The 18,255-nt window shown below is 71.0% G+C and carries 19 protein-coding genes; 4 read left to right on the top strand and 15 right to left on the bottom strand.

The features are described from left to right. Positions 1–54 precede the first annotated feature (54 nt). A complete protein-coding gene (locus tag ACGF5T_RS31215) occupies positions 55–513 on the top strand; it encodes a MarR family winged helix-turn-helix transcriptional regulator (protein ID WP_366768086.1) in 459 nt (152 codons plus the stop codon). Between the two features lie 395 nt (positions 514–908). Here the strand turns inward: ACGF5T_RS31215 and ACGF5T_RS31210 are convergent, their stop codons facing one another. The 4 genes from ACGF5T_RS31210 to ACGF5T_RS31195 form a co-directional block, all read right to left on the bottom strand. After that, complete coding sequence (locus ACGF5T_RS31210) at positions 909–1,301, bottom strand: type II toxin-antitoxin system death-on-curing family toxin (protein ID WP_366768085.1); 393 nt, start codon at positions 1,299–1,301, stop codon at positions 909–911. Beyond that, on the bottom strand, positions 1,298–1,492 hold the full coding sequence (locus ACGF5T_RS31205; protein WP_366768084.1) for a ribbon-helix-helix protein, CopG family: 195 nt from the start codon (positions 1,490–1,492) through the stop codon (positions 1,298–1,300). Before ACGF5T_RS31205 ends, ACGF5T_RS31210 begins: the two co-directional genes overlap by 4 nt. A 134-nt stretch (positions 1,493–1,626) precedes the next feature. Beyond that, a complete protein-coding gene (locus ACGF5T_RS31200) occupies positions 1,627–3,003 on the bottom strand; it encodes a class I SAM-dependent RNA methyltransferase (protein WP_356612570.1) in 1,377 nt (458 codons plus the stop codon). A 79-nt stretch (positions 3,004–3,082) separates the two neighbouring features. Then, positions 3,083–5,146, bottom strand: coding sequence for an APC family permease (locus ACGF5T_RS31195; protein ID WP_356612572.1), 2,064 nt, complete (start codon positions 5,144–5,146; stop codon positions 3,083–3,085). Positions 5,147–5,747: 601 nt separating this feature from the next. Here ACGF5T_RS31195 and ACGF5T_RS31190 point away from each other — a divergent pair. Both ACGF5T_RS31190 and ACGF5T_RS31185 read left to right on the top strand, forming a co-directional pair. Further along, positions 5,748–6,419: a TrkA family potassium uptake protein gene (locus ACGF5T_RS31190; protein WP_356612573.1), complete on the top strand. Its 672-nt coding sequence runs from the start codon at positions 5,748–5,750 to the stop codon at positions 6,417–6,419. After that, the gene (locus ACGF5T_RS31185; protein ID WP_356612574.1) at positions 6,419–7,096 is read left to right on the top strand and encodes a TrkA family potassium uptake protein; all 678 of its coding nucleotides are present in this window, start codon (positions 6,419–6,421) and stop codon (positions 7,094–7,096) included. Before ACGF5T_RS31190 ends, ACGF5T_RS31185 begins: the two co-directional genes overlap by 1 nt. A 176-nt stretch (positions 7,097–7,272) precedes the next feature. Here ACGF5T_RS31185 and ACGF5T_RS31180 read toward each other — a convergent pair whose 3' ends face one another. The 7 genes from ACGF5T_RS31180 to ACGF5T_RS31150 form a co-directional block, all read right to left on the bottom strand. Next, the gene (locus tag ACGF5T_RS31180) at positions 7,273–8,052 is read right to left on the bottom strand and encodes a DUF3159 domain-containing protein (protein WP_366768083.1); all 780 of its coding nucleotides are present in this window, start codon (positions 8,050–8,052) and stop codon (positions 7,273–7,275) included. Positions 8,053–8,055: 3 nt separating this feature from the next. Beyond that, complete coding sequence (locus tag ACGF5T_RS31175) at positions 8,056–8,454, bottom strand: OB-fold nucleic acid binding domain-containing protein (protein ID WP_073731801.1); 399 nt, start codon at positions 8,452–8,454, stop codon at positions 8,056–8,058. A gap of 62 nt (positions 8,455–8,516) precedes the next feature. After that, positions 8,517–9,200 (bottom strand): response regulator, encoded by a 684-nt coding sequence (locus tag ACGF5T_RS31170; protein ID WP_356612748.1) that lies wholly within the window; start codon positions 9,198–9,200, stop codon positions 8,517–8,519. Then, on the bottom strand, positions 9,197–11,761 hold the full coding sequence (locus ACGF5T_RS31165) for a sensor histidine kinase KdpD (RefSeq protein ID WP_366768082.1): 2,565 nt from the start codon (positions 11,759–11,761) through the stop codon (positions 9,197–9,199). The genes ACGF5T_RS31170 and ACGF5T_RS31165 overlap by 4 nt, the downstream gene beginning before the upstream one ends. Positions 11,762–12,081: 320 nt before the next feature. Further along, the gene (locus ACGF5T_RS31160) at positions 12,082–12,834 is read right to left on the bottom strand and encodes a DUF3710 domain-containing protein (RefSeq protein ID WP_356612752.1); all 753 of its coding nucleotides are present in this window, start codon (positions 12,832–12,834) and stop codon (positions 12,082–12,084) included. A 1-nt stretch (position 12,835) separates the two neighbouring features. Next, entirely contained in the window at positions 12,836–13,396 is a 561-nt protein-coding gene (gene dut, locus ACGF5T_RS31155) for a dUTP diphosphatase (protein WP_356612753.1), read from the bottom strand. Then, positions 13,393–13,977, bottom strand: coding sequence for a PaaI family thioesterase (locus ACGF5T_RS31150; protein WP_356612755.1), 585 nt, complete (start codon positions 13,975–13,977; stop codon positions 13,393–13,395). The genes dut and ACGF5T_RS31150 overlap by 4 nt, the downstream gene beginning before the upstream one ends. Before the next feature lie 57 nt (positions 13,978–14,034). Here ACGF5T_RS31150 and ACGF5T_RS31145 point away from each other — a divergent pair, with 57 nt between their 5' ends. Next, positions 14,035–14,496, top strand: a complete 462-nt coding sequence (locus ACGF5T_RS31145; RefSeq protein WP_356612756.1) for a DUF3093 domain-containing protein — start codon at positions 14,035–14,037, stop codon at positions 14,494–14,496. A gap of 15 nt (positions 14,497–14,511) precedes the next feature. On the opposite strand, the gene ACGF5T_RS31140 is transcribed toward ACGF5T_RS31145, so the two are convergent. The 4 genes from ACGF5T_RS31140 to ACGF5T_RS31125 all read right to left on the bottom strand — a co-directional run bounded on the left by ACGF5T_RS31140 (position 14,512) and on the right by ACGF5T_RS31125 (position 18,082). Then, on the bottom strand, positions 14,512–15,462 hold the full coding sequence (locus ACGF5T_RS31140; protein ID WP_356612758.1) for a hypothetical protein: 951 nt from the start codon (positions 15,460–15,462) through the stop codon (positions 14,512–14,514). 13 nt (positions 15,463–15,475) lie between these two features. Further along, positions 15,476–15,772: a DUF4193 domain-containing protein gene (locus ACGF5T_RS31135; protein WP_003993510.1), complete on the bottom strand. Its 297-nt coding sequence runs from the start codon at positions 15,770–15,772 to the stop codon at positions 15,476–15,478. 405 nt (positions 15,773–16,177) lie between these two features. Then, positions 16,178–17,422 carry a HAMP domain-containing sensor histidine kinase gene (locus tag ACGF5T_RS31130; RefSeq protein WP_356612760.1) on the bottom strand — a complete coding sequence of 415 codons (1,245 nt, stop codon included), beginning with the start codon at positions 17,420–17,422 and terminating at the stop codon, positions 16,178–16,180. Between the two features lie 6 nt (positions 17,423–17,428). Beyond that, positions 17,429–18,082, bottom strand: a complete 654-nt coding sequence (locus tag ACGF5T_RS31125; protein WP_003993508.1) for a response regulator transcription factor — start codon at positions 18,080–18,082, stop codon at positions 17,429–17,431. Positions 18,083–18,255: the final 173 nt, after the last annotated feature.

Raw genomic sequence — 18,255 nt, 5'->3', positions numbered from 1 at the left:
GGCCCGGCCGCTCGGACAGCACTGGGGGTGACCCGGCAGAGAGCAGGTGACGCGATGGAGTACTCGCACAACGCGGAAGAGCTGGTGGACCAGCCGATCGGATATTGGACGTGGGCCGCGAACAAGACGCTCACGGCGTACGTCAGGGGGCGGCTCGCGGCCATCGGCATCACACAGCCTCAGTGGTGGGTGCTGCATCAGGTGCTGCACAGCGAAACCGGTGCCACGCGGGACGAGGTGATCAGTGCCCAGCAGAGCAACCTGGACGTCGGCGCCGGCCTCGCTCCCGACATCGACCTTCTGGTGGAGCGGAAGCTGCTCGTGCTGGACAGAACCGGCCGGCTCCGGATCACCGACGAAGGCAGGACCCTGCACGAACGAGCGGCCGAGACCCAGCGCGCCAGCCGGACACAGGTACACGCGGGTATCCCGGACGAGGAATACCTGATCACCCTGACGGTACTGCAACGCATGATGCGCAACGCGGGGGGAGATGTCACCCCGGCGCCATGACCGGCGCCGATGATCAAGTACCTGCCGCTGCACTCCGTCGGTTGTACGGGCTCGCGTCGCTCACGCCTGCGTTGGCCGGCACCATGACCACCGCGCGCTCCTACGCTCAGTCGACCGGTTCCTGTCGTGGCTCGGATGATACGGATGTCATGGGCAACGCGAGTCGGCCGCCCCGAGGCAGCTGTGCCGCATAGCTACGGGGCCGGCGAGAGGTGTACGTCGACTCAGGTGCATCGATCGCATCGGCGCCGGGTACATCACGCCGGGGTAAGACACCCGTCGAAAGGGAGCCACGCCTTCCAGTGCACAGCGTCCCGTTCCGGCTTGACCTGAGCAGGGCCGCATCGCGGGGGGGAGGAGGGAACGCGCATGCCCTGCCCCCACGTCGTCGAACGTCAGAGAACAGGGAACCAGGCCGCCAGGCGCTTGGCGATGACCGGTACATCGATGTTGTCCTGCGCAACGTCCTCCACGAACGGTCCGGCAATGGAGACGGGCGGTGGGGCGGTACTGGCACTGACGCCGTTGAACCGCAGGAAGACGCGCGTGGCCAGCCAGGCGGTGCGTTTGTTGCCGTCGATCAGCGCGTGATTGCGGGCGACGGAGTGCAGCAGTGCCGCAGCCTTCTCGGGCAGCGTGGGATACAGCTCGGCTCCGAACACGTTGGTGCGGGGCCGTTCGATAGCTGACACCAAAAGACCCATGTCACGCACGCTGTGCTCGGTACCGTTGACCGTCCGGGCGATGGCCAGAATCTCGTCGATCTGGACGTAGCGCACGTCGGTCACTTCAGGTAGTCCAGGATCTCCGCATCGCTGTCCATCAACTCAGCCAGTACATCATCGACCTTCAGCTCGGCCCGCTCCTGGGCGTCACGGATGGCCTCAATGGCAAGTTCCTGCTTGCTGCGCCCCTCCCGACGAGCCCGCTCGGTGAGCTTCGCGTCAAGGTCGTCGGGGAGCCGGAGTGTCATCGCCATACAGGGATGATACCTGGCCGGTATCAAAGCGGCGAGGTTGAGCGTTCTTGGCTTCGAGCGTCGTCCGAGCGTCAAGGATCTCAGACTCCCGGAAGGCATCACCGGTGCAGGCACCTCGGGTTTGAACCCGCAGGTCAGAGCCCCTTTGCCGTAGGCTCCAGAATCGCCACGCACTCCACGTGATGCGTCATCGGAAACAGATCGAACACCCGCAACGTCCGCACCCGATACCCCCCGTCCCGGAAGTACCCCAGGTCCCGCGCCAGCGCGGCCGGGTCACACGCCACGTACGCGATCCTCCGTGCGCCCAGGGACGCGAGGTGCTGGACCGTCTTCCGTCCCGCCCCCGCGCGCGGTGGGTCCAGGACGACGAGGTCCGCCTCGGAGATCCCCGTGCGGGGCAGGACCGCCTCGACCTTGCCCTGTTCGATGCGGACGCGGTCGAACGCGGCGAGGTTGTGCCGGGCGTCCTCGACGGCGCGCTTGCCGGACTCGATGCCGAGGACCGCGCCCTTGTCGCCGACGCGGTCGGCCAGGGCGCCGGCGAAGAGGCCGACGCCGCAGTAGAGGTCGAGGGCCATGTCGCCCTTGCGCGGGAGGAGACCCTGCATGACGGCCTTGACCAGGGTGTCGGCGGCCTGCGGGTGGACCTGCCAGAAGCCGCCGCTGCCCACCCGGTGGGTACGGTCGTCGGCGCGTTCGCGGACGAAGGCGCGGCCGTGGACGCGGTGGACTCCGCCGTCCTTCTCCTCCACCCGCATGACCGAGACGGGCTTGTCGAGCTCGACGAGCGGGAGGCGGGCGCCGGGCCGCGGCTCCAGGATCACCATGCGGTCCTGGGAGCCCGTCGCGGCGATCGCCTCGACCGACTCCATGCCGCTCCAGTCCCGCCGCTCGATGCCCAGCTCGCTGACGCCCTCGGCGGCGATCATGCAGTGGTCGATCGGCTGCACCTCGTGCGAGCGGTGCTTGCGCAGGCCCGCGCGCCCCTCGTCGTCCACGGCGTACTGCACGCGCGTGCGCCACGACGGGACCTGGCCGGCGGGCACCTTGTCGCCCTCGGCCGGCATCACCGTGCCGTCCCAGCCGGCCTCCTCGGGCGTGAGGCCCGCGAGGCGCTTCAGCTGCTCGGCGACCACCTCGCCCTTGAGGCGGCGCTGCGCCCCCGGCTTCGCGTGCTGCCAGTCGCAGCCGCCGCAGCGGCCGGGGCCCGCGAAGGGGCAGGGTGCCTCGATGCGGTCCTTGGACGCGTCCAGGATCTCGACGGCGTCGGCGCGCAGGAAGCGGGCCCCCTCCTCGCCCTCGGTGACCCGGGCCACGACGCGCTCGCCGGGCAGCGCGTGCCGGACGAACAGCACCTGTCCCTCGGAGGTGCGGGCGATGCAGTGGCCGCCGTGGGCGACGGGGCCGATCTCGACCTCGTACTCCTCCCCCACCAGCGAGACCGCCCGGGAGTCCTCCTGGGACCCCACCCGGGACTCCGCCTGCGACTTCTTCGGTTCTGCCTGCATGGCGGGGTGACTCCAGAGAACGGTGACGACGGGGGACGGACGCCGGAGGGCGAGCGTCGAAAGGCAACAGCCGTCCAGTCTACTTCGACGAGGAGCTGTCCCTCGCACGGTCGTGGTGGGCCGGGCCGCGCCGGACCGCGCCGGGGGCGTTCCAGTCCTGCCGTTTGCGGGCCCGGCGCTTGGCGGCCTCGGAGGACTGGAGCTGGTAGGGCACGGAGGTGACCATGACGCCTGGCGTGAAGAGCAGGCGGCCCTTGAGACGCAGGGCGCTCTGGTTGTGCAGCAGGTGCTCGTACCAGTGGCCGACCACGTACTCGGGAATGATCACCGAGACCGCGTCGCGCGGGGACTCCTTGCGCAGGCTCTTGACGTACTCGATGACCGGACGGGTGATCTCGCGGTACGGGGAGTCCAGGACCTTGAGCGGTACGGCGATCCCGCGCCGCTCCCACTCCTCGCGCAGTGCCTTAGTCTCCTGCGGGTCGACGTTGACGCTGAGCGCCTCCAGGGAGTCGGAGCGCATGAGCTTGGCGTAGGCGAGGGCGCGCAGGGTGGGGCGGTGGATCTTGGAGATCAGGACGACGGAGTGCACCCGGGAGGGGCGCACCATGTCGTCGCTCTGGGCCTCCTCGGGATCCTCGGGGGCCGCGATCTCCTCGGCGACGCGGTCGTAGTGCTTGCGGATCGCCGTCATCGTCGCGAAGAAGATGCACATGCCGAGCAGGGCGACCCAGGCGCCGTGGGTGAACTTCGTGGCCAGCACGACGACCAGCACCAGGCCGGTGAAGAAGGCGCCGAAGGCGTTGATCGCGCGGGAGCGGTGCATGTGGCGGCGCTTGGCCTGGTCACGCTCGGTGGCGAGGTGGCGGTTCCAGTGCCGGACCATGCCGATCTGGCTGAGCGTGAAGGAAACGAAGACGCCGACGATGTAGAGCTGGATCAGGCGCGTGGAGTCGGCGCCGTAGATGAAGACCAGGAGCATGGCCGCGCCGGCGAGGAGCACGATGCCGTTCGAGAAGGCCAGGCGGTCTCCGCGGGTGTGCAGCTGGCGCGGCAGGTAGCGGTCCTGGGCGAGGATCGAGCCGAGCAGCGGGAAGCCGTTGTAGGCGGTGTTCGCGGCGAGGAAGAGGACCAGGGCGGTGGCCGCGGCCAGGACGATGAACAGGAAGCTGCCCTCGCCGAACACGGCCTCGGCGACCTGCGAGATCACCGGGTGCTGGACGTAGTCCGCGCCGAGCGGGACGCCGTCGTGGAAGAGGTCCTTGGCGGGGTTCTCGGACATGCGGACGTCGGTGGCGGACGCCAGCGCGATGATGCCGCAGAACATGGTGACGGCGAGCAGGCCCATCAGCGCCAGGGTGTTCCCCGCGTTCTTCGACTTGGGCTTGCGGAAGGCGGGGACGCCGTTGGAGATCGCCTCGACGCCGGTGAGCGCGGCACAGCCGGAGGAGAAGGCCCGCAGGAGGAGGAAGACGAGCGCGAAGCCGGCCAGTCCGCCGTGCTCGGGCTTGATCTCGTAGTCCGCCGTCGGCGCGCGCATGGTGTCGTCCAGCACGAGCCCGCGGAACGCGCCCCACGCGATCATGATGAAGACGCCCGCGACGAAGACGTACGTCGGGATCGCGAACAGACTGCCCGACTCCTTGACCCCGCGCAGGTTCATCAGCGTCAGCAGCAGGATGACGGCGACCGCGCAGAGGACCTTGTGCTCCACGACGAAGGGGATCGCGGAGCCGAGGTTCTCGATGCCGGAGGAGATGGAGACGGCGACGGTCAGGACGTAGTCGACCAGCAGGGCGCTGGCCACCGTCAGGCCGGCCTTGGGGCCGAGGTTGGTGTTCGCCACCTCGTAGTCGCCGCCGCCGCTGGGATAGGCGTGCACGTTCTGCCGGTAGGAGGCGACCACGGTGAACATCAGCACGACGACCGCGACGGCGATCCAGGGGCTGAAGTGGTACGCCGACACGCCCGCGATGGACAGGACCAGCAGCACCTCGCCGGGCGCGTACGCCACGGAGGAGAGCGGGTCGGAGGCGAAGACGGGGAGGGCGATGCGCTTCGGCAGGAGCGTTTCCCCCAGCCGGTCGCTGCGCAGTGCGCGCCCGATCAGAATCCGTTTGGGCACGTCGGTCAGTTTGGACACAACAGAGGATCGTAAGCGTTCGAACGGGCGCCCGCCCACCCGCCACCCCCGATCGCTCCGCCGTCTGCCCTACGGGTGAATTCGAGGGCGGTGCGGCTGCGGATTCCGTAGGTTGCGAGGTCTGCGTGTCTATATGGCTGCCTATATGACAAACATCGCCCGATTGCCGTCGAGTGCGCGGCCGTTGCCGCGTCCGGGAGGTCCCATGCACCTGAGCGCAGAGCTGATCGGCGGCGCCGCGACGCTCGTCGGCCTCGGATTCCTGACTGTTGCCAGCATCCGCAGCATCGGCCGACGGGGGTCGTCCGCCGGGGGCTGAGACGGTCCTGCGGGCTCCGGAGTCTTGGCACTACGTTGGGTGCCTACGTGTGGGGGGGTGCGGGCAGGAGACCCGGTTCTCCCGGGTGGGGTTCCGGCTTCCCGGACAGGGCGATGCGGCTTCGCGGGCCCCGAGAGGGTCCGGTGTCGCCGCCCACCGGCATGATGTTCCCCTGCGGCCCGCACATGGCCGCGACGTGTCGCCAGGCGAGCCGAAAGAGAGACATGAGCAGGACATCCACAGAGGCCGGCGGGCGCCCCGCAGGAAGCGGGGTGTGAGGCGATGCACATCGTCATCATGGGCTGCGGACGCGTGGGCTCCGCCCTCGCGCAGACCCTGGAGCAGCAGGGGCACACGGTCGCCGTGATCGACCAGGACCCGACCGCGTTCCGCCGTCTCGGTTCCACGTTCGGCGGTCGGCGGGTCACCGGTATCGGCTTCGACCAGGACACCCTGCGCGAGGCCGGCATCGAGGAGGCCGGTGCCTTCGCGGCCGTCTCCAGCGGCGACAACTCGAACATCATCGCCGCCCGCGTGGCCCGCGAGATGTTCGGCGTGGAGAACGTCGCCGCCCGCATCTACGACCCCCGCCGCGCCGAGGTCTACCAGCGGCTGGGCATCCCGACCGTCGCCACCGTGCGCTGGACGGCCGACCAGATGCTGCGGCGGCTGCTGCCCTCGGGCGCCGAGCCGCTGTGGCGCGACCCCACCGGCGGCGTCCAGCTCGCCGAGGTGCACACCTCCACGTCCTGGGTCGGCCACCGGATCAGCCGGCTCCAGGAGGAGACCGGGGTGCGGGTGGCGTTCCTCACCCGGCTCGGGGAGGCCATCGTGCCCACCTCGCAGACCGTGTTGCAGGAGGGGGACCTGGTGCACGTGATGATGCGCACCGACGAGGTCCACAAGGTCGAGGCGGCGTTCGCCAAGGGTCCCGAAGAGGAGGGCGGTCACTGATGAGGGTCGCCATTGCCGGAGCCGGTGCGGTCGGCCGTTCGATCGCGGGCGAGCTGCTGGAGAACGGCCACGAGGTGCTGCTCATCGACAAGGCGCCGACCGCGATCTCGGTCGAGCGCGTGCCGATGGCGGAGTGGCTGCTCGCCGACGCGTGCGAGATCACGTCCCTGGACGAGGCGGCGCTCCAGCGCTGCAACGTCGTCATCGCCGCGACGGGAGACGACAAGGTCAACCTCGTCGTCTCCCTGCTGGCCAAGACGGAGTACGGCGTTCCGCGGGTCGTCGCCCGGGTGAACAACCCGAAGAACGAGTGGCTCTTCAACGAGTCCTGGGGCGTGGACGTCGCCGTCTCCACCCCGCGGCTGATGTCGGCCCTGGTCGAGGAGGCGGTGAGCGTCGGCGATCTGGTCCGGCTGCTGCGCTTCAGCCACGGCGACGCCAACCTGGTGGAGCTGACGCTGCCGGAGGAGTCGGCGCTGGCCGGCACCCAGGTCGGCGACGTCGAGTGGCCCGAGGACACCTCACTGGTCACGATCATCCGCGGCACCCGGGTCCTCACCCCGTCGCGGGAGGACTCGCTGGAGGCGGGCGACGAGCTGCTGTTCGTGGCGGCACAGGCCCGTGAGGAGCAGCTGGAGGACCTGCTGTCGGCACGGCGGACCGACACCGCGCGCTGAGCCGGGGCGGGACCCGCGGTGCGCCGCGGGGACGCCGGGCGGTACGACGGGGGGCGCCCGGAGATCTCCGGGCGCCCCCACCGTCGTACGACGTCGGCGTGACGAGCGGGCGGCCACTGCCCCCGGCGCCGGCGTGACGAGCGGGCAGCAGCCTCCCGCTCCCGCCCTCGGCGCGGTCAGCCCTTGCGGTGCCTGCCGCTCTGCGCGGGGTCCGCGGCGTCGCCGCCCAGTGCCCCGCGCTCGGCCTTCGCCCGCTCCTCGCGTTCCTTCTCGGCCTGCTCCGCCGCCTCCATCTCCGCGAACACGTCGATGGGCGCCGGCGCCTTCGCCAGGAAGACCCAGGTCAGCCAGACGGCGAGCAGGAACGGCGGGATCTTCAGCGTGACCAGCACCCAGCCGAGCTGCTCGGTGTCCGCCCACCAGTACAGCGGGAAGAGGATCGCGCTCTTGGCGAGCAGGATCAGGCCCCAGGCGTAGCTGGCCTTCGTGTACGCCTTCTTGCGGCCCGGGTTGCGGGTGCGCCAGGAGAGGTTCTCCTTGAAGACCGGGCCGAGGATCAGACCGATCAGCGGGACACCGGCCAGCGAGGTCACGATGTAGGCCAGGGCCAGGCCCAGCGTGTAGAGCATGCCCGGCAGGTAGAAGTTCTTGGCGTTGTCGGTCATCATCGCGAAGACCACGCCGAAGGCGACGCCGAAGACCCCGCTGAAGGCGTGCTTGACGGTGTCCTTCATCACCAGCCGGACCACGACCAGCACCAGGGACACGGCGAGCGCGGCGATCGCCGACATGTGCAGGTCGTTGTTGAGCGTGAAGATCGTGACGAAGAGCAGGCCCGGCAGGACCGTCTCGATCATGCCCCGCACGCCGCCGAACGCTTCGAACAGCGCGGCCTCCGTCACCGCCCGGGCGTCGTCCGCTTCCGTCTGTTCGGTCGGCTTGTCGAGCGACGTCACCGGCTACTCCCGTCCGAGGGGTCTCAGTTCGTACTTCGGGTTGAAGAGCACCCGGCGGCCCCGGCTCATCGAGATCCGGCCCGATGCGATGAGCTTGCGCCCCGGCTCTATGCCCACGATGGAGCGTCTGCCCAGCCACACCACGTCCAGGGCGGCGGAACCGTCGAACAGCTCGGCCTCCAGGGCGGGGACGCCCGCACGGGGACGCAGGGTGACCGTGCGCAAGGTACCAGTAACCGAGACGATCTGCCGGTCCTGGCAGTCGCAGATACGGGTGCAGCCGGCGGTGTCTGCGTCCTCGCGCAGTTCCTCGGACTCCAGGTCCTCCTGGGACGAGGAGAGCCGGTCGAACATGCGCCGGAACCGGCCCACCGGCTTGTCGGAACGCGGAGCAGCACTCATATCTAGAGCGTACCGGGGGTCGCCGACAGGCAGACACCCTCTCCGGGCCGGTATCGCGAGGCTCACTTCTCGAAGCGGTACCCCATGCCCGGCTCGGTGATGAAGTGCCGCGGATGCGCCGGGTCCGCTTCCAGCTTCCGGCGCAGCTGCGCCATGTAGACGCGCAGGTAGTTCGTCTCGGTCCCGTACGACGGCCCCCACACCTCCTGGAGGAGCTGCTTCTGGCTGACCAGGCGCCCGGAGTTGCGCACCAGCACCTCCAGGAGGTGCCACTCGGTGGGGGTGAGCCGTACGTCCTTCCCGGCCCGGTGCACCTTCTTGGCGGCCAGATCAACGGTGAACTCCTCGGTGTCCACGACCACGTCGCCCGCGTCGCCCGGGACGGGCTCGGCCCGGCGGACGGCGGCCCGCAGCCGGGCCAGCAGTTCGTCCATGCCGAAGGGCTTGGTGACGTAGTCGTCGGCACCCGCGTCCAGCGCCTCGACCTTCTCGTCGGAGGCGTGCCGGGCGGACAGCACCAGGATGGGCACCCGGGTCCAGCCGCGCAGGCCCCTGATCACCTCGACGCCGTCCATGTCGGGCAGGCCGAGGTCCAGCACCACCACGTCGGGCTGGCGGGCGGCGGCGAGCCGGAGGGCGGTGGCGCCGTCGTGGGCGGCGTCGACCTCGTAGTGCCGGGCCTTGAGGTTGATCACGAGGGCACGCACGATCTGCGGTTCGTCGTCGATCACGAGCACCCTGGTCATCGGGCGGCCTGCCTTTCCGCGGTCGTGGACCGCGTTGCCTCGGAGAGCGCTGTCGCGGTGCGGGAGGAGCCCGCCGCGCGGAGGGTGAGCACCATGGTGAGCCCGCCGCCGGGGGTGTCCTCGGCGTTGAGGGTGCCGCCCATCGCCTCGGCGAAGCCCCTGGCCACCGCGAGGCCGAGACCGACCCCGGCGCCGCGCGGTGCGTCGCCGTACCGCTGGAAGGGCTCGAAGATGCGGTCCTTGGCCTCGTCCGGCACGCCCGGCCCCCGGTCGACGACCCGTACCTCGACCCGGTCGGCGAGGGCGCTGGCGGCGACCAGGACGGTGCGGCCGGCGGGGCTGTACTTGACGGCGTTCTCCACCAGGTTGGCCATCGACCGCTCCAGCAGCCCGGCGTCCACGGCGACCATCGGCAGGGTCTCGGGGATGTCCAGCTCGGCGCTCCCCTCGGGCACCCCGCCGAGCGCCATCGGCACCACCTCGTCGACGTCGATCTCCCGGATCAGCGGCGTGACCGTGCCGGTCTGCAGGCGGGACATGTCGAGCAGGTTGCCCACGAGGTTGTCGAGGCGGTCGGCGCCCTCCTCGATGCCCTCCAGCAGCTCCCCCTGGTCCTCCTCGGACCAGGCGACGTCGTCGGACCTGAGGCTGGTGACCGCCGCCTTGATGCCGGCGAGCGGGGTACGGAGGTCGTGGCTGACGGCGGCCAGCAGCGCCGTGCGGATGCGGTTGCCCTCGGCGAGGGCGCGGGACCGGTCGGCCTCCTCGCGCAGGCGCCGCCGGTCCAGCACGACGGCGGCCTGGGCGGCGAAGGCGGCCAGCACCCGCCGGTCCTCGGCGGGCAGGACCCGGCCGGTCAGCGCGAGGGCCATGTGGTCCCCGACCGGCATGTCCACGTCCGCGTCCTCGGGTCGTCGTACCGCGGGGCCCGCCCCGGCCCGGCCCGCGCAGGTCCAGGGCGCCACGTCGTCCTCCCGTTCCAGCAGGGCCGCCGACTCCATGCCGAAGGTCTCGCGGACCCGCTCCAGCAGCGTCTCCACGCTGGTCTCGCCGCGCAGCACGTCGCCGGCGAGGAAGGAGAGGATCTCGGACTCGGCGCGCAGCCGGGCCGCCTGGTGGGTGCGGCGGGCCGCGACGTCGACGACGGAGGCCACGGAGAGCGCGACGCCCACGAATATGGCCAGCGCCAGCATGTTCCGGGGATCGGCGATGGTGATCCGGTCGACCGGGGGCGTGAAGAACCAGTTCAGCAGCAGCGATCCGACGGCGGCCGAGGCGAGCGCCGGGTACAGCCCGCCGAGCAGGGCCGCCGCCACGGTGAGCGCCAGGTAGAGCAGCACGTCGTTGGCGAGCCCGAGGTGGACGGAGTTCAGCAGCAGCGTCAGCAGCACCGGCCCGCCGAGGCCCGCGAACCAGCCCCAGACGATCCGGGACCGGCCGAGCCGCGCTCCGTGGGCCACCGGCAGTCCGCGGCCCTTGGCGACCTCCTCGTGGGTCACGATGTGGACGTCGAGGTCGGGTCCGGACTCGCGGGCGACCGTGGCGCCGACGCCGGGCCCCAGGACGTACTGCCAGGCCTTGCGGCGCGAGGAGCCGAGGACGATCTGGGTGGCGTTGACGCCGCGCGCGAAGTCGAGGAGGGCGGCCGGCACGTCCTCGCCCAGCACGTGGTGGAAGGTGCCGCCGAGGTCCTCGACCAGGGTGCGCTGGACCGCGAGTTCCTTCGGGGAGGCCGAGGTCAGCCCGTCGCTGCGGGCCACGTACACGGCCAGCACCTCGCCGCCGGCGCCCTTCTCGGCGAGGCGCGCGGCCCGCCGTATCAGGGTGCGGCCCTCGGGCCCGCCGGTCAGGCCGACGACGATGCGCTCGCGCGAGCCCCATATCTTCGAGACGCGGTGCTCGCTGCGGTACTGCTGGAGGTACTCGTCGACGCGGTCGGCGACCCAGAGCAGCGCGAGCTCCCGCAGGGCGGTGAGGTTGCCGGGGCGGAAGTAGTTGGACAGGGCCGCGTCGACCTTGTCCGGCTGGTAGATGTTGCCGTGGGCCATGCGCCGGCGCAGCGCCTGGGGCGACATGTCGACCAGCTCTATCTGGTCGGCCCGTCGCACCACTTCGTCCGGCACGGTCTCCTGCTGCCGCACCCCCGTGATCGACTCCACCACGTCACCGAGTGACTCCAGGTGCTGGATGTTGACGGTCGAGATCACGTCGATCCCGGCGGCCAGCAGTTCCTCCACGTCCTGCCAGCGCTTGGTGTTGCGGGCACCGGGGACGTTGCTGTGGGCGAGTTCGTCCACCAGCGCCACGCGGGGGGCCCTGGCCAGCACCGCGTCCAGGTCCAGCTCGGTGAAGACCGCGCCGCGGTGCGTCAGCTCCCGGCGCGGCACCTGCTCCAGGCCGTGCAGCAGGACCTCGGTGCGCGACCTGCCGTGGTGCTCCACGAAGGCCACGACGCAGTCGGTGCCCCGCTCCAGGCGGCGGTGGGCCTCCGACAGCATGGCGTAGGTCTTGCCGACGCCCGGCGCCGCGCCGAGGTAGATCCGAAGCTTGCCGCGTCCCATGGCCTCATTGTCTTCCGCTCGGCGCCCAGTGCGCAGCGTCGACCCTACGACCCGCAAGAGCGACATATCGGGGCGGGATGCTGAGGCCGGTCGTCCTTGACGCAACCCTGACGCCTCCGGGGTCACGACCGCAGCGTGGCCTTCCCGGCTCCGGACCGCCCTTCAGGGCGACCGGCTCACCCCGCGGCACCGCACGGGCCGGAGGGTCTTCATACGGCGGAGGGCCGCGCCTACGGCAGGAGGGCCGCGCCCCGTGCGGGGCGCGGCCCTCCTGCGCGCGCGTGTGCCGCGCGCGTACGGAATCCGTACGGCGTCCTTGCCTAGCGGACCTCGGTGATCTCCGGTCCGCGCTGGAGCTGGCCCATTCCGCCGGAGAAGCGGGAGCCCTCCTCCTGCTGGACGCCCTCGGGGACCATCTGCGCGTCGTTCGGCAGCTTGAGGACGATGGGGTCGCGGGGGGCCATCGGGCCGTCGCCGCGGACCACGACGGTGTCCCGGAAGATCTGCTCCAGCAGGCCGGCGGCCTGCGGCTGCACGGCGCCCTGGCCCGAGATCACTCCGCGCAGGAACCAGCGGGGGCCGTCCACACCGACGAACCGCACGACCTGGAAACCGCCCGTGCCGTCCGGCAGCTGCACCGGCACCTGGGCCCGCAGCTCCCAGCCCAGCGGGCCTTCGACCTCGTCGATGATGCCGCCCTGCGCCGTGATGCCGGAGCCGATCTCCTCGCGCACCTCGCCCCAGATGCCCTCGCGCTTGGGTGCGGCGAAGCCCTGGAGCTGGATGGCGCTGTCGCGCAGCACGACGGTCGCGGCGACGATCGCGTCGCCCGCGACCTCCACCCGCAACTCCATGCCGTCGACTCCGGGGACGAACAGACCGCCCAGGTCCACGCGGCCCTCGGCCGGGTCGCGGACCTCGGTGCTGTCCCAGGGCCCGTCGGGCCGCGGTTCGGGCTCGAGCCGCACGCGCTCGCGCTCTTCGTCCGCCTCGGTGTCGACGCTGTCGACGACCTGCTCGGCCTCGCCGGCCGCGCCCTCGGCGGCATCCCTCTTCTTGCGACGTCCGAACACGTCACTGTCCTTCCCGGTCGGATACGACCGAAGCGTATCGATTCCCACCCGTCGGGCCGCCGTCGGCGACCTGACCGCTTGTGCCGCTTGCACGGTCCAACCCGGCGTGGCCGCCGGTGGACCCGAAGCCCCCCTCGGCCCGCGCCGAGTCGGGAAGCTCCGCGACCTGGCGGAAGCGGACCCTCTCGACTGGCTGGACGACCAGTTGGGCAATCCGGTCGAAGCGCTCGAACCGCACCGTCTCGCGCGGGTCGAGATTCACCACGATCACCTTGATCTCCCCACGGTACCCGGCATCAATCGTCCCCGGGGCATTCACGAGGGCGACACCGCAGCGGGCGGCCAGACCGGAACGTGGGTGCACGAAGGCCGCGTACCCCTCGGGGAGCGCCACAGACACGCCCGTCGGCAGTACGGCCCGTTCACCGGGCGCGAGTTCGCAGTCCTCGGTGGTGCGCAGATCCGCCCCCGCGTCGCCGGGCTGCGCGTACGTCGGAAGCGGTACGTCGGGGTCGACGCGGCGGATCAGGACGTCGAGTTCCGGCCTGGGCCCCCGGCTCACGGGTTCACCTCGAAGGCGCGGGCTCGACGGAGCTGGTCGGGGTCGTCCATGGCGGCGCGGATCTCCTCCTCGCGGCCGTGGCTCACGAAGTGATCGACCTTGACCTCGACGAAGAGCGCGTCGGCGCGCACGGCCACGGGCCCGTCGGGGCCGCCGATCCGTCCGGTGGCGGTGGAGTAGATCTTCCGGCCGGCCACGGCGGTCACCTCGGCCTCCAGGTACAGCGTCGTGTCGACGGGGACCGGCCGCCGGAAGTCGGTCTCCAGCCGCCCGGTCACCGCGATGGTGCGCAGCAGCCAGTTCAGCGAGCCGAGGGTCTCGTCCAGGGCGGTGGCCAGCACACCGCCGTGCGCCAGGCCGGGGGCGCCCTGGTGGGCGGGCTGCACGGTGAACTCGGCGGTGATCGACACGCCTTCTCCGGCCCGCGCCTGGAGGTGCAGTCCGTGGGGCTGGTCGCCGCCGCAGCCGAAGCACTGGCCGTAGTGCGCGCCGAGCAGCTCGCCGGGGGCGGGCGCGTCGGGGTGCCGTTCGGGTTTCACGGCGTCGGCGGGGGGCTGAAGACCCGGGGAAGTACCACTCACAGGCGCAGACCTTACCCGCGCGTCGGCCGATCACCGATACCGTGCCAAGCTTGGTTCATGCAGCCCTCCCCCGCCCCGTACGAAGAACGCCTCACCGCGCCCCGCTCCTGGTGGCTGGTCTCCTTCCTGGTGGGGCTCTCCTTCGCCCTGATCCTGCTGCCCTTCGGCACGCTGCCGATGCTGGGCGGCCTGGCCGGCGGGACGGCCGTGGCGGCGGTGGCGGCCAGCTCCTACGGTGCGGTCCGCATCCGCGTCGTGGGCGACTCGCTCATCGCGGGCGAGGCGAAGGTGCCGGTCTCGGCGCTGGGCGAGGCGGAGATCCTCGACCCGGAGGAGGCCCGCGCCTGGCGGACGCACAAGGCCGACACCCGCGCCTTCCTGCTGCTGCGCGCGTACATCCCGAGGGCCGTGCGCGTGATGGTCACGGACCCGCAGGACCCGACTCCGTACCTGTACCTGTCGACCCGCGAGCCGGAGCGGCTGGTGGAGGCGCTGGCGGCGGCCAGGGCCGCGGCGTAGCGCCCGCGCACGGGGTCAGTGCCCGCTGCCCCCGCCGGGGCGGTGGCCGGGGCCCCCGGGGCCCAGTTCTCTCGCCAGGGCGCCCATGTCCAGCGCGTCCTGCGGTCCGTCCAGAGCCGGGAGGTCGTCGAGGGCGCTCCACGGAACCTGCTTCTTGCGCAGGTCCGCCCGGATTCTGGCGGCCAGCTTTCTGGTGTCGCGGCGGTTCATGACGGCTCCCACGGCCGCGCCCACCATGAACGGCATCAGGTTCGGCAGGTCGCGCACCATCCGCTTCATGATCTGCTGACGCAGCTGGCGCTTCATATGGCTGTTCATGGCCGAACCGAGGCTCGCCGGCTTCGACACGTCGACGCCGCGCTCGTCCGACCAGGAGTTGAGGTACGCGGTGCTCCGCTGCGCGAGGCCGCCGGGCGGGCGTACCCCGTAGACCTCGTGGAGTTCGGCGATCAGCTTGAGTTCGATCGCCGCGACGCCGGTGATCTCGGCGGCCAGCTCGGCGGGCATCGCGGGCGGTACGGGCATCATCGCCGCGGCGCCGATCCCCGCTCCCACGGTCGCCGTGCCCTTGGCCGCGCCGGCCACCAGCCGGTCGGCGAGCTCCTCGGGGCCGAGGCCCGGGAAGTGCTTGCGGAGTGTCGCCAGGTCCCGCACGGGCACGCGCGGGGCCAGGTCGATGATCCGGTCGGCGAGGTGCGCCAGGGCGGCCCTTGCGCGCTGGCCGCCGTTTCGGACGCCCTCTCCGGCCTTGTGCCGGAACGCCGCCGCCCGACGCCGGGCAGCGGGTGCCGGCGTCTCCGTGGTCGCCGGGAGGTCAGCCCGGCCGGCCACGGATTCGAGCGAGGCCGTCCCGCTGCCGGTCGGGCCCCGCTCGTCGTCACGCGCGCTGTACGGACCGTCCACCGGTCCTTGGTCCGCTTCCCGCCTGGAGAAGCGGCGCTTCCAGGGAGGGGTCGAGCCAGTCACGGCCGACCCCGCCTCAGTCGCAGTCGCGGCAGATGGGCTGGCCGTTCTTCTCCCGGGCCAGCTGGCTGCGGTGGTGCACCAGGAAGCAGCTCATGCAGGTGAACTCGTCCTGCTGCTTCGGCAGTACACGGACCGCCAGTTCCTCGTTCGAGAGGTCGGCGCCGGGAAGTTCGAGGCCTTCCGCGGCCTCGAACTCGTCGACGTCGACGGCCGAGGCGGACTTGTCGTTCCGCCTGGCCTTCAGCTCTTCGAGGCTGTCCGAGTCGACGTCGTCGTCGGTCTTGCGTGGAGTGTCGTAATCGGTTGCCATGGTCGCTCTCCCCCTCTGGGTGTCTGCGGTGTCTTCAGCGCACGTAACGCGTGAGAGGCCGGACTTGTGCCCGACCTGAGGCGGAGATTTTGCCTCACATCAAGGTCTGTTACTCAATCGACACCCAACCGGACCCCTCATGAGTGATCGGCTTGGATGGCGATGGGGACCGTACACGGTCCTAATACCGCACTTCAAAGGCGCCCCACCGTGTACTTCCCGTGATCAGGACCCCCGAAAACCGGGATTTTCCCGGCTTTCCGACAGGGTGCATGATCACGGAGAGTGGAGGGCGGGAATGCCTCCGCTGTGATCGATCACACAGGTGCTTTCCGGGCCGGTGGCCTGGAAATTCTGCTCAAAGCGAACATCTTCGGAGTTCGGTGGGATGTCGGGGTCATGATCTCAGACGGGCAGTGTGACGCGCATGACGAGCCCCCCGCCCTCGCGCGGTTGCGCGTAGATGTGCCCGCCGTGCGCCCGTGCCACGGACCGCGCGATGGACAGGCCGAGGCCCACGCCCTTGTCGCTGCCCGTGCGCTCGGTGCGCAGCCGCCGGAACGGCTCGAAGAGGTTGTCGATCTCGTACGCCGGCACGACCGGGCCCGTGTTGGTGACCACCAGGACCGCCTGGCCGTTCTCCACCGCGGTCGTGACCTCGACCCAGCCTTGTTCGGGCACGTTGTAGCGCACCGCGTTCTGCACCAGGTTCAGCGCGATCCGCTCCAGCAGGACGCCGTTGCCCTGGACCACCGCCGGCTCACGCGCGCCGCGGACCTCCACGCCCTTGGTGCCCGCCTCGGCGTGCACCTGGTCGATGGCCTGACCGGCCACCTCGGCGAGGTCCACCGGCTTGCGCTCGACGATCTGGTTGTCGCTGCGGGCCAGGAGCAGCAGGCCCTCGACGAGCTGCTCGCTGCGTTCGTTGGTGGCCAGTAGCGTCTTGCCGAGCTGTTGGAGCTCCACCGGGGCGTTCGGGTCGGACAAGTGCACTTCCAGGAGCGTGCGGTTGATCGCCAGGGGCGTGCGCAACTCGTGGGAGGCGTTGCCGACGAAGCGCTGCTGGGCGGTGAAGGCCCGCTGCAGCCGCTCCAGCATGTCGTCGAAGGTGTCCGCCAGCTCCTTCAGCTCGTCGTCCGGGCCGTCCAGCTCGATCCGGCGCGAGAGGTCCGAGCCCGCCACCGCGCGGGCGGTGCGGGTGATCCGGCCCAGCGGCGACAGGACGCGTCCGGCCATGGCGTAGCCGAAGGCGAAGGCGATCACGGCGAGTCCGAGCAGGGCCAGCAGTGAGCGGCTGAGCAGCCGGTCCAGGGCCGCCTGGCGCTCGTGGTCGATGCACTCGCTGATCGCCGCGTTGAACTCCGACAGCGAGAGGTTGCCGTTGGTGACCCCCGGGCAGTCGTTGCTGGCGACGCGGAGGCCCTCGAAGTCGACGATCTTGTACAGGGGCTGGTTGCCGGTACGCACCGCCTGGGCGGCGAGCAGGTAGATGATCGACAGCAGCAGGATGCCGGCGATCAGGAACATGCCGCCGTACAGCAGCGTGAGCCTTATGCGGATGGTCGGACGCAGCCAGGGCAGCGGGGTGGCCGACCGCGGGGCCCAGGTGGGCTTCGGGGGCGCCCCGGGGGGCGCGGGTGTCGTCGCCACGGTCGATCAGATCCGGTAGCCGGAGCCGGGGACGGTGACGATGACCGGCGGCTCGCCCAGCTTGCGGCGCAGGGTCATGACGGTCACGCGGACGACGTTGGTGAACGGGTCGGTGTTCTCGTCCCAGGCCTTCTCGAGCAACTGCTCCGCCGAGACGACCGCGCCCTCGCTGCGCATGAGCACCTCCAGCACGGCGAACTCCTTGGGCGCCAGCTGGACCTCCTTGCCGTCGCGGAAGACCTCGCGTCGGTTCGGGTCGAGCTTGATCCCGGCCCGCTCCAGGACGGGCGGCAGGGGCACGCTGGTCCGCCGGCCCAGGGCGCGCACGCGCGCGATGAGCTCGCTGAACGCGAACGGCTTCGGGAGGTAGTCGTCGGCGCCGATCTCCAGGCCCTCGACCCGGTCGCTGACGTCGCCGGAGGCCGTGAGCATCAGTACCCGGGTGGGCATGCCCAGCTCGACGATCTTGCGGCAGACGTCGTCGCCGTGCACGAGCGGGAGGTCGCGGTCGAGGACGACCACGTCGTAGTCGTTGACGCCGATGCGCTCCAGGGCGGCCGCACCGTCGTACACGACGTCGACGGCCATGGCCTCCCGGCGCAGTCCGGTGGCCACCGCATCGGCGAGCAGTTGCTCGTCCTCGACGACGAGTACGCGCACGTCGCTTGTCCTTCCTCTGTCCACCCGCGTAGCGCTTGTCGGGCGCACGAGGGCAGGGGGCTGGTGGGTGTGTTGCCTCCATCCTGCCCTTTTCGGCCATAAGTCGGCTGTAAGACGGGTGAGGGGCCGGTGTGGAACCGTTTCGCGGGACCGGGAATGCGAGATTTCGTCGG

Origin of the sequence: Streptomyces sp. NPDC047853 (assembly GCF_043204535.1) — a bacterium.
Classification (GTDB): domain Bacteria; phylum Actinomycetota; class Actinomycetes; order Streptomycetales; family Streptomycetaceae; genus Streptomyces.
Note: the sequence above shows the minus strand (reverse complement) of the source record. Positions and strands in the feature narration are given on the sequence as shown.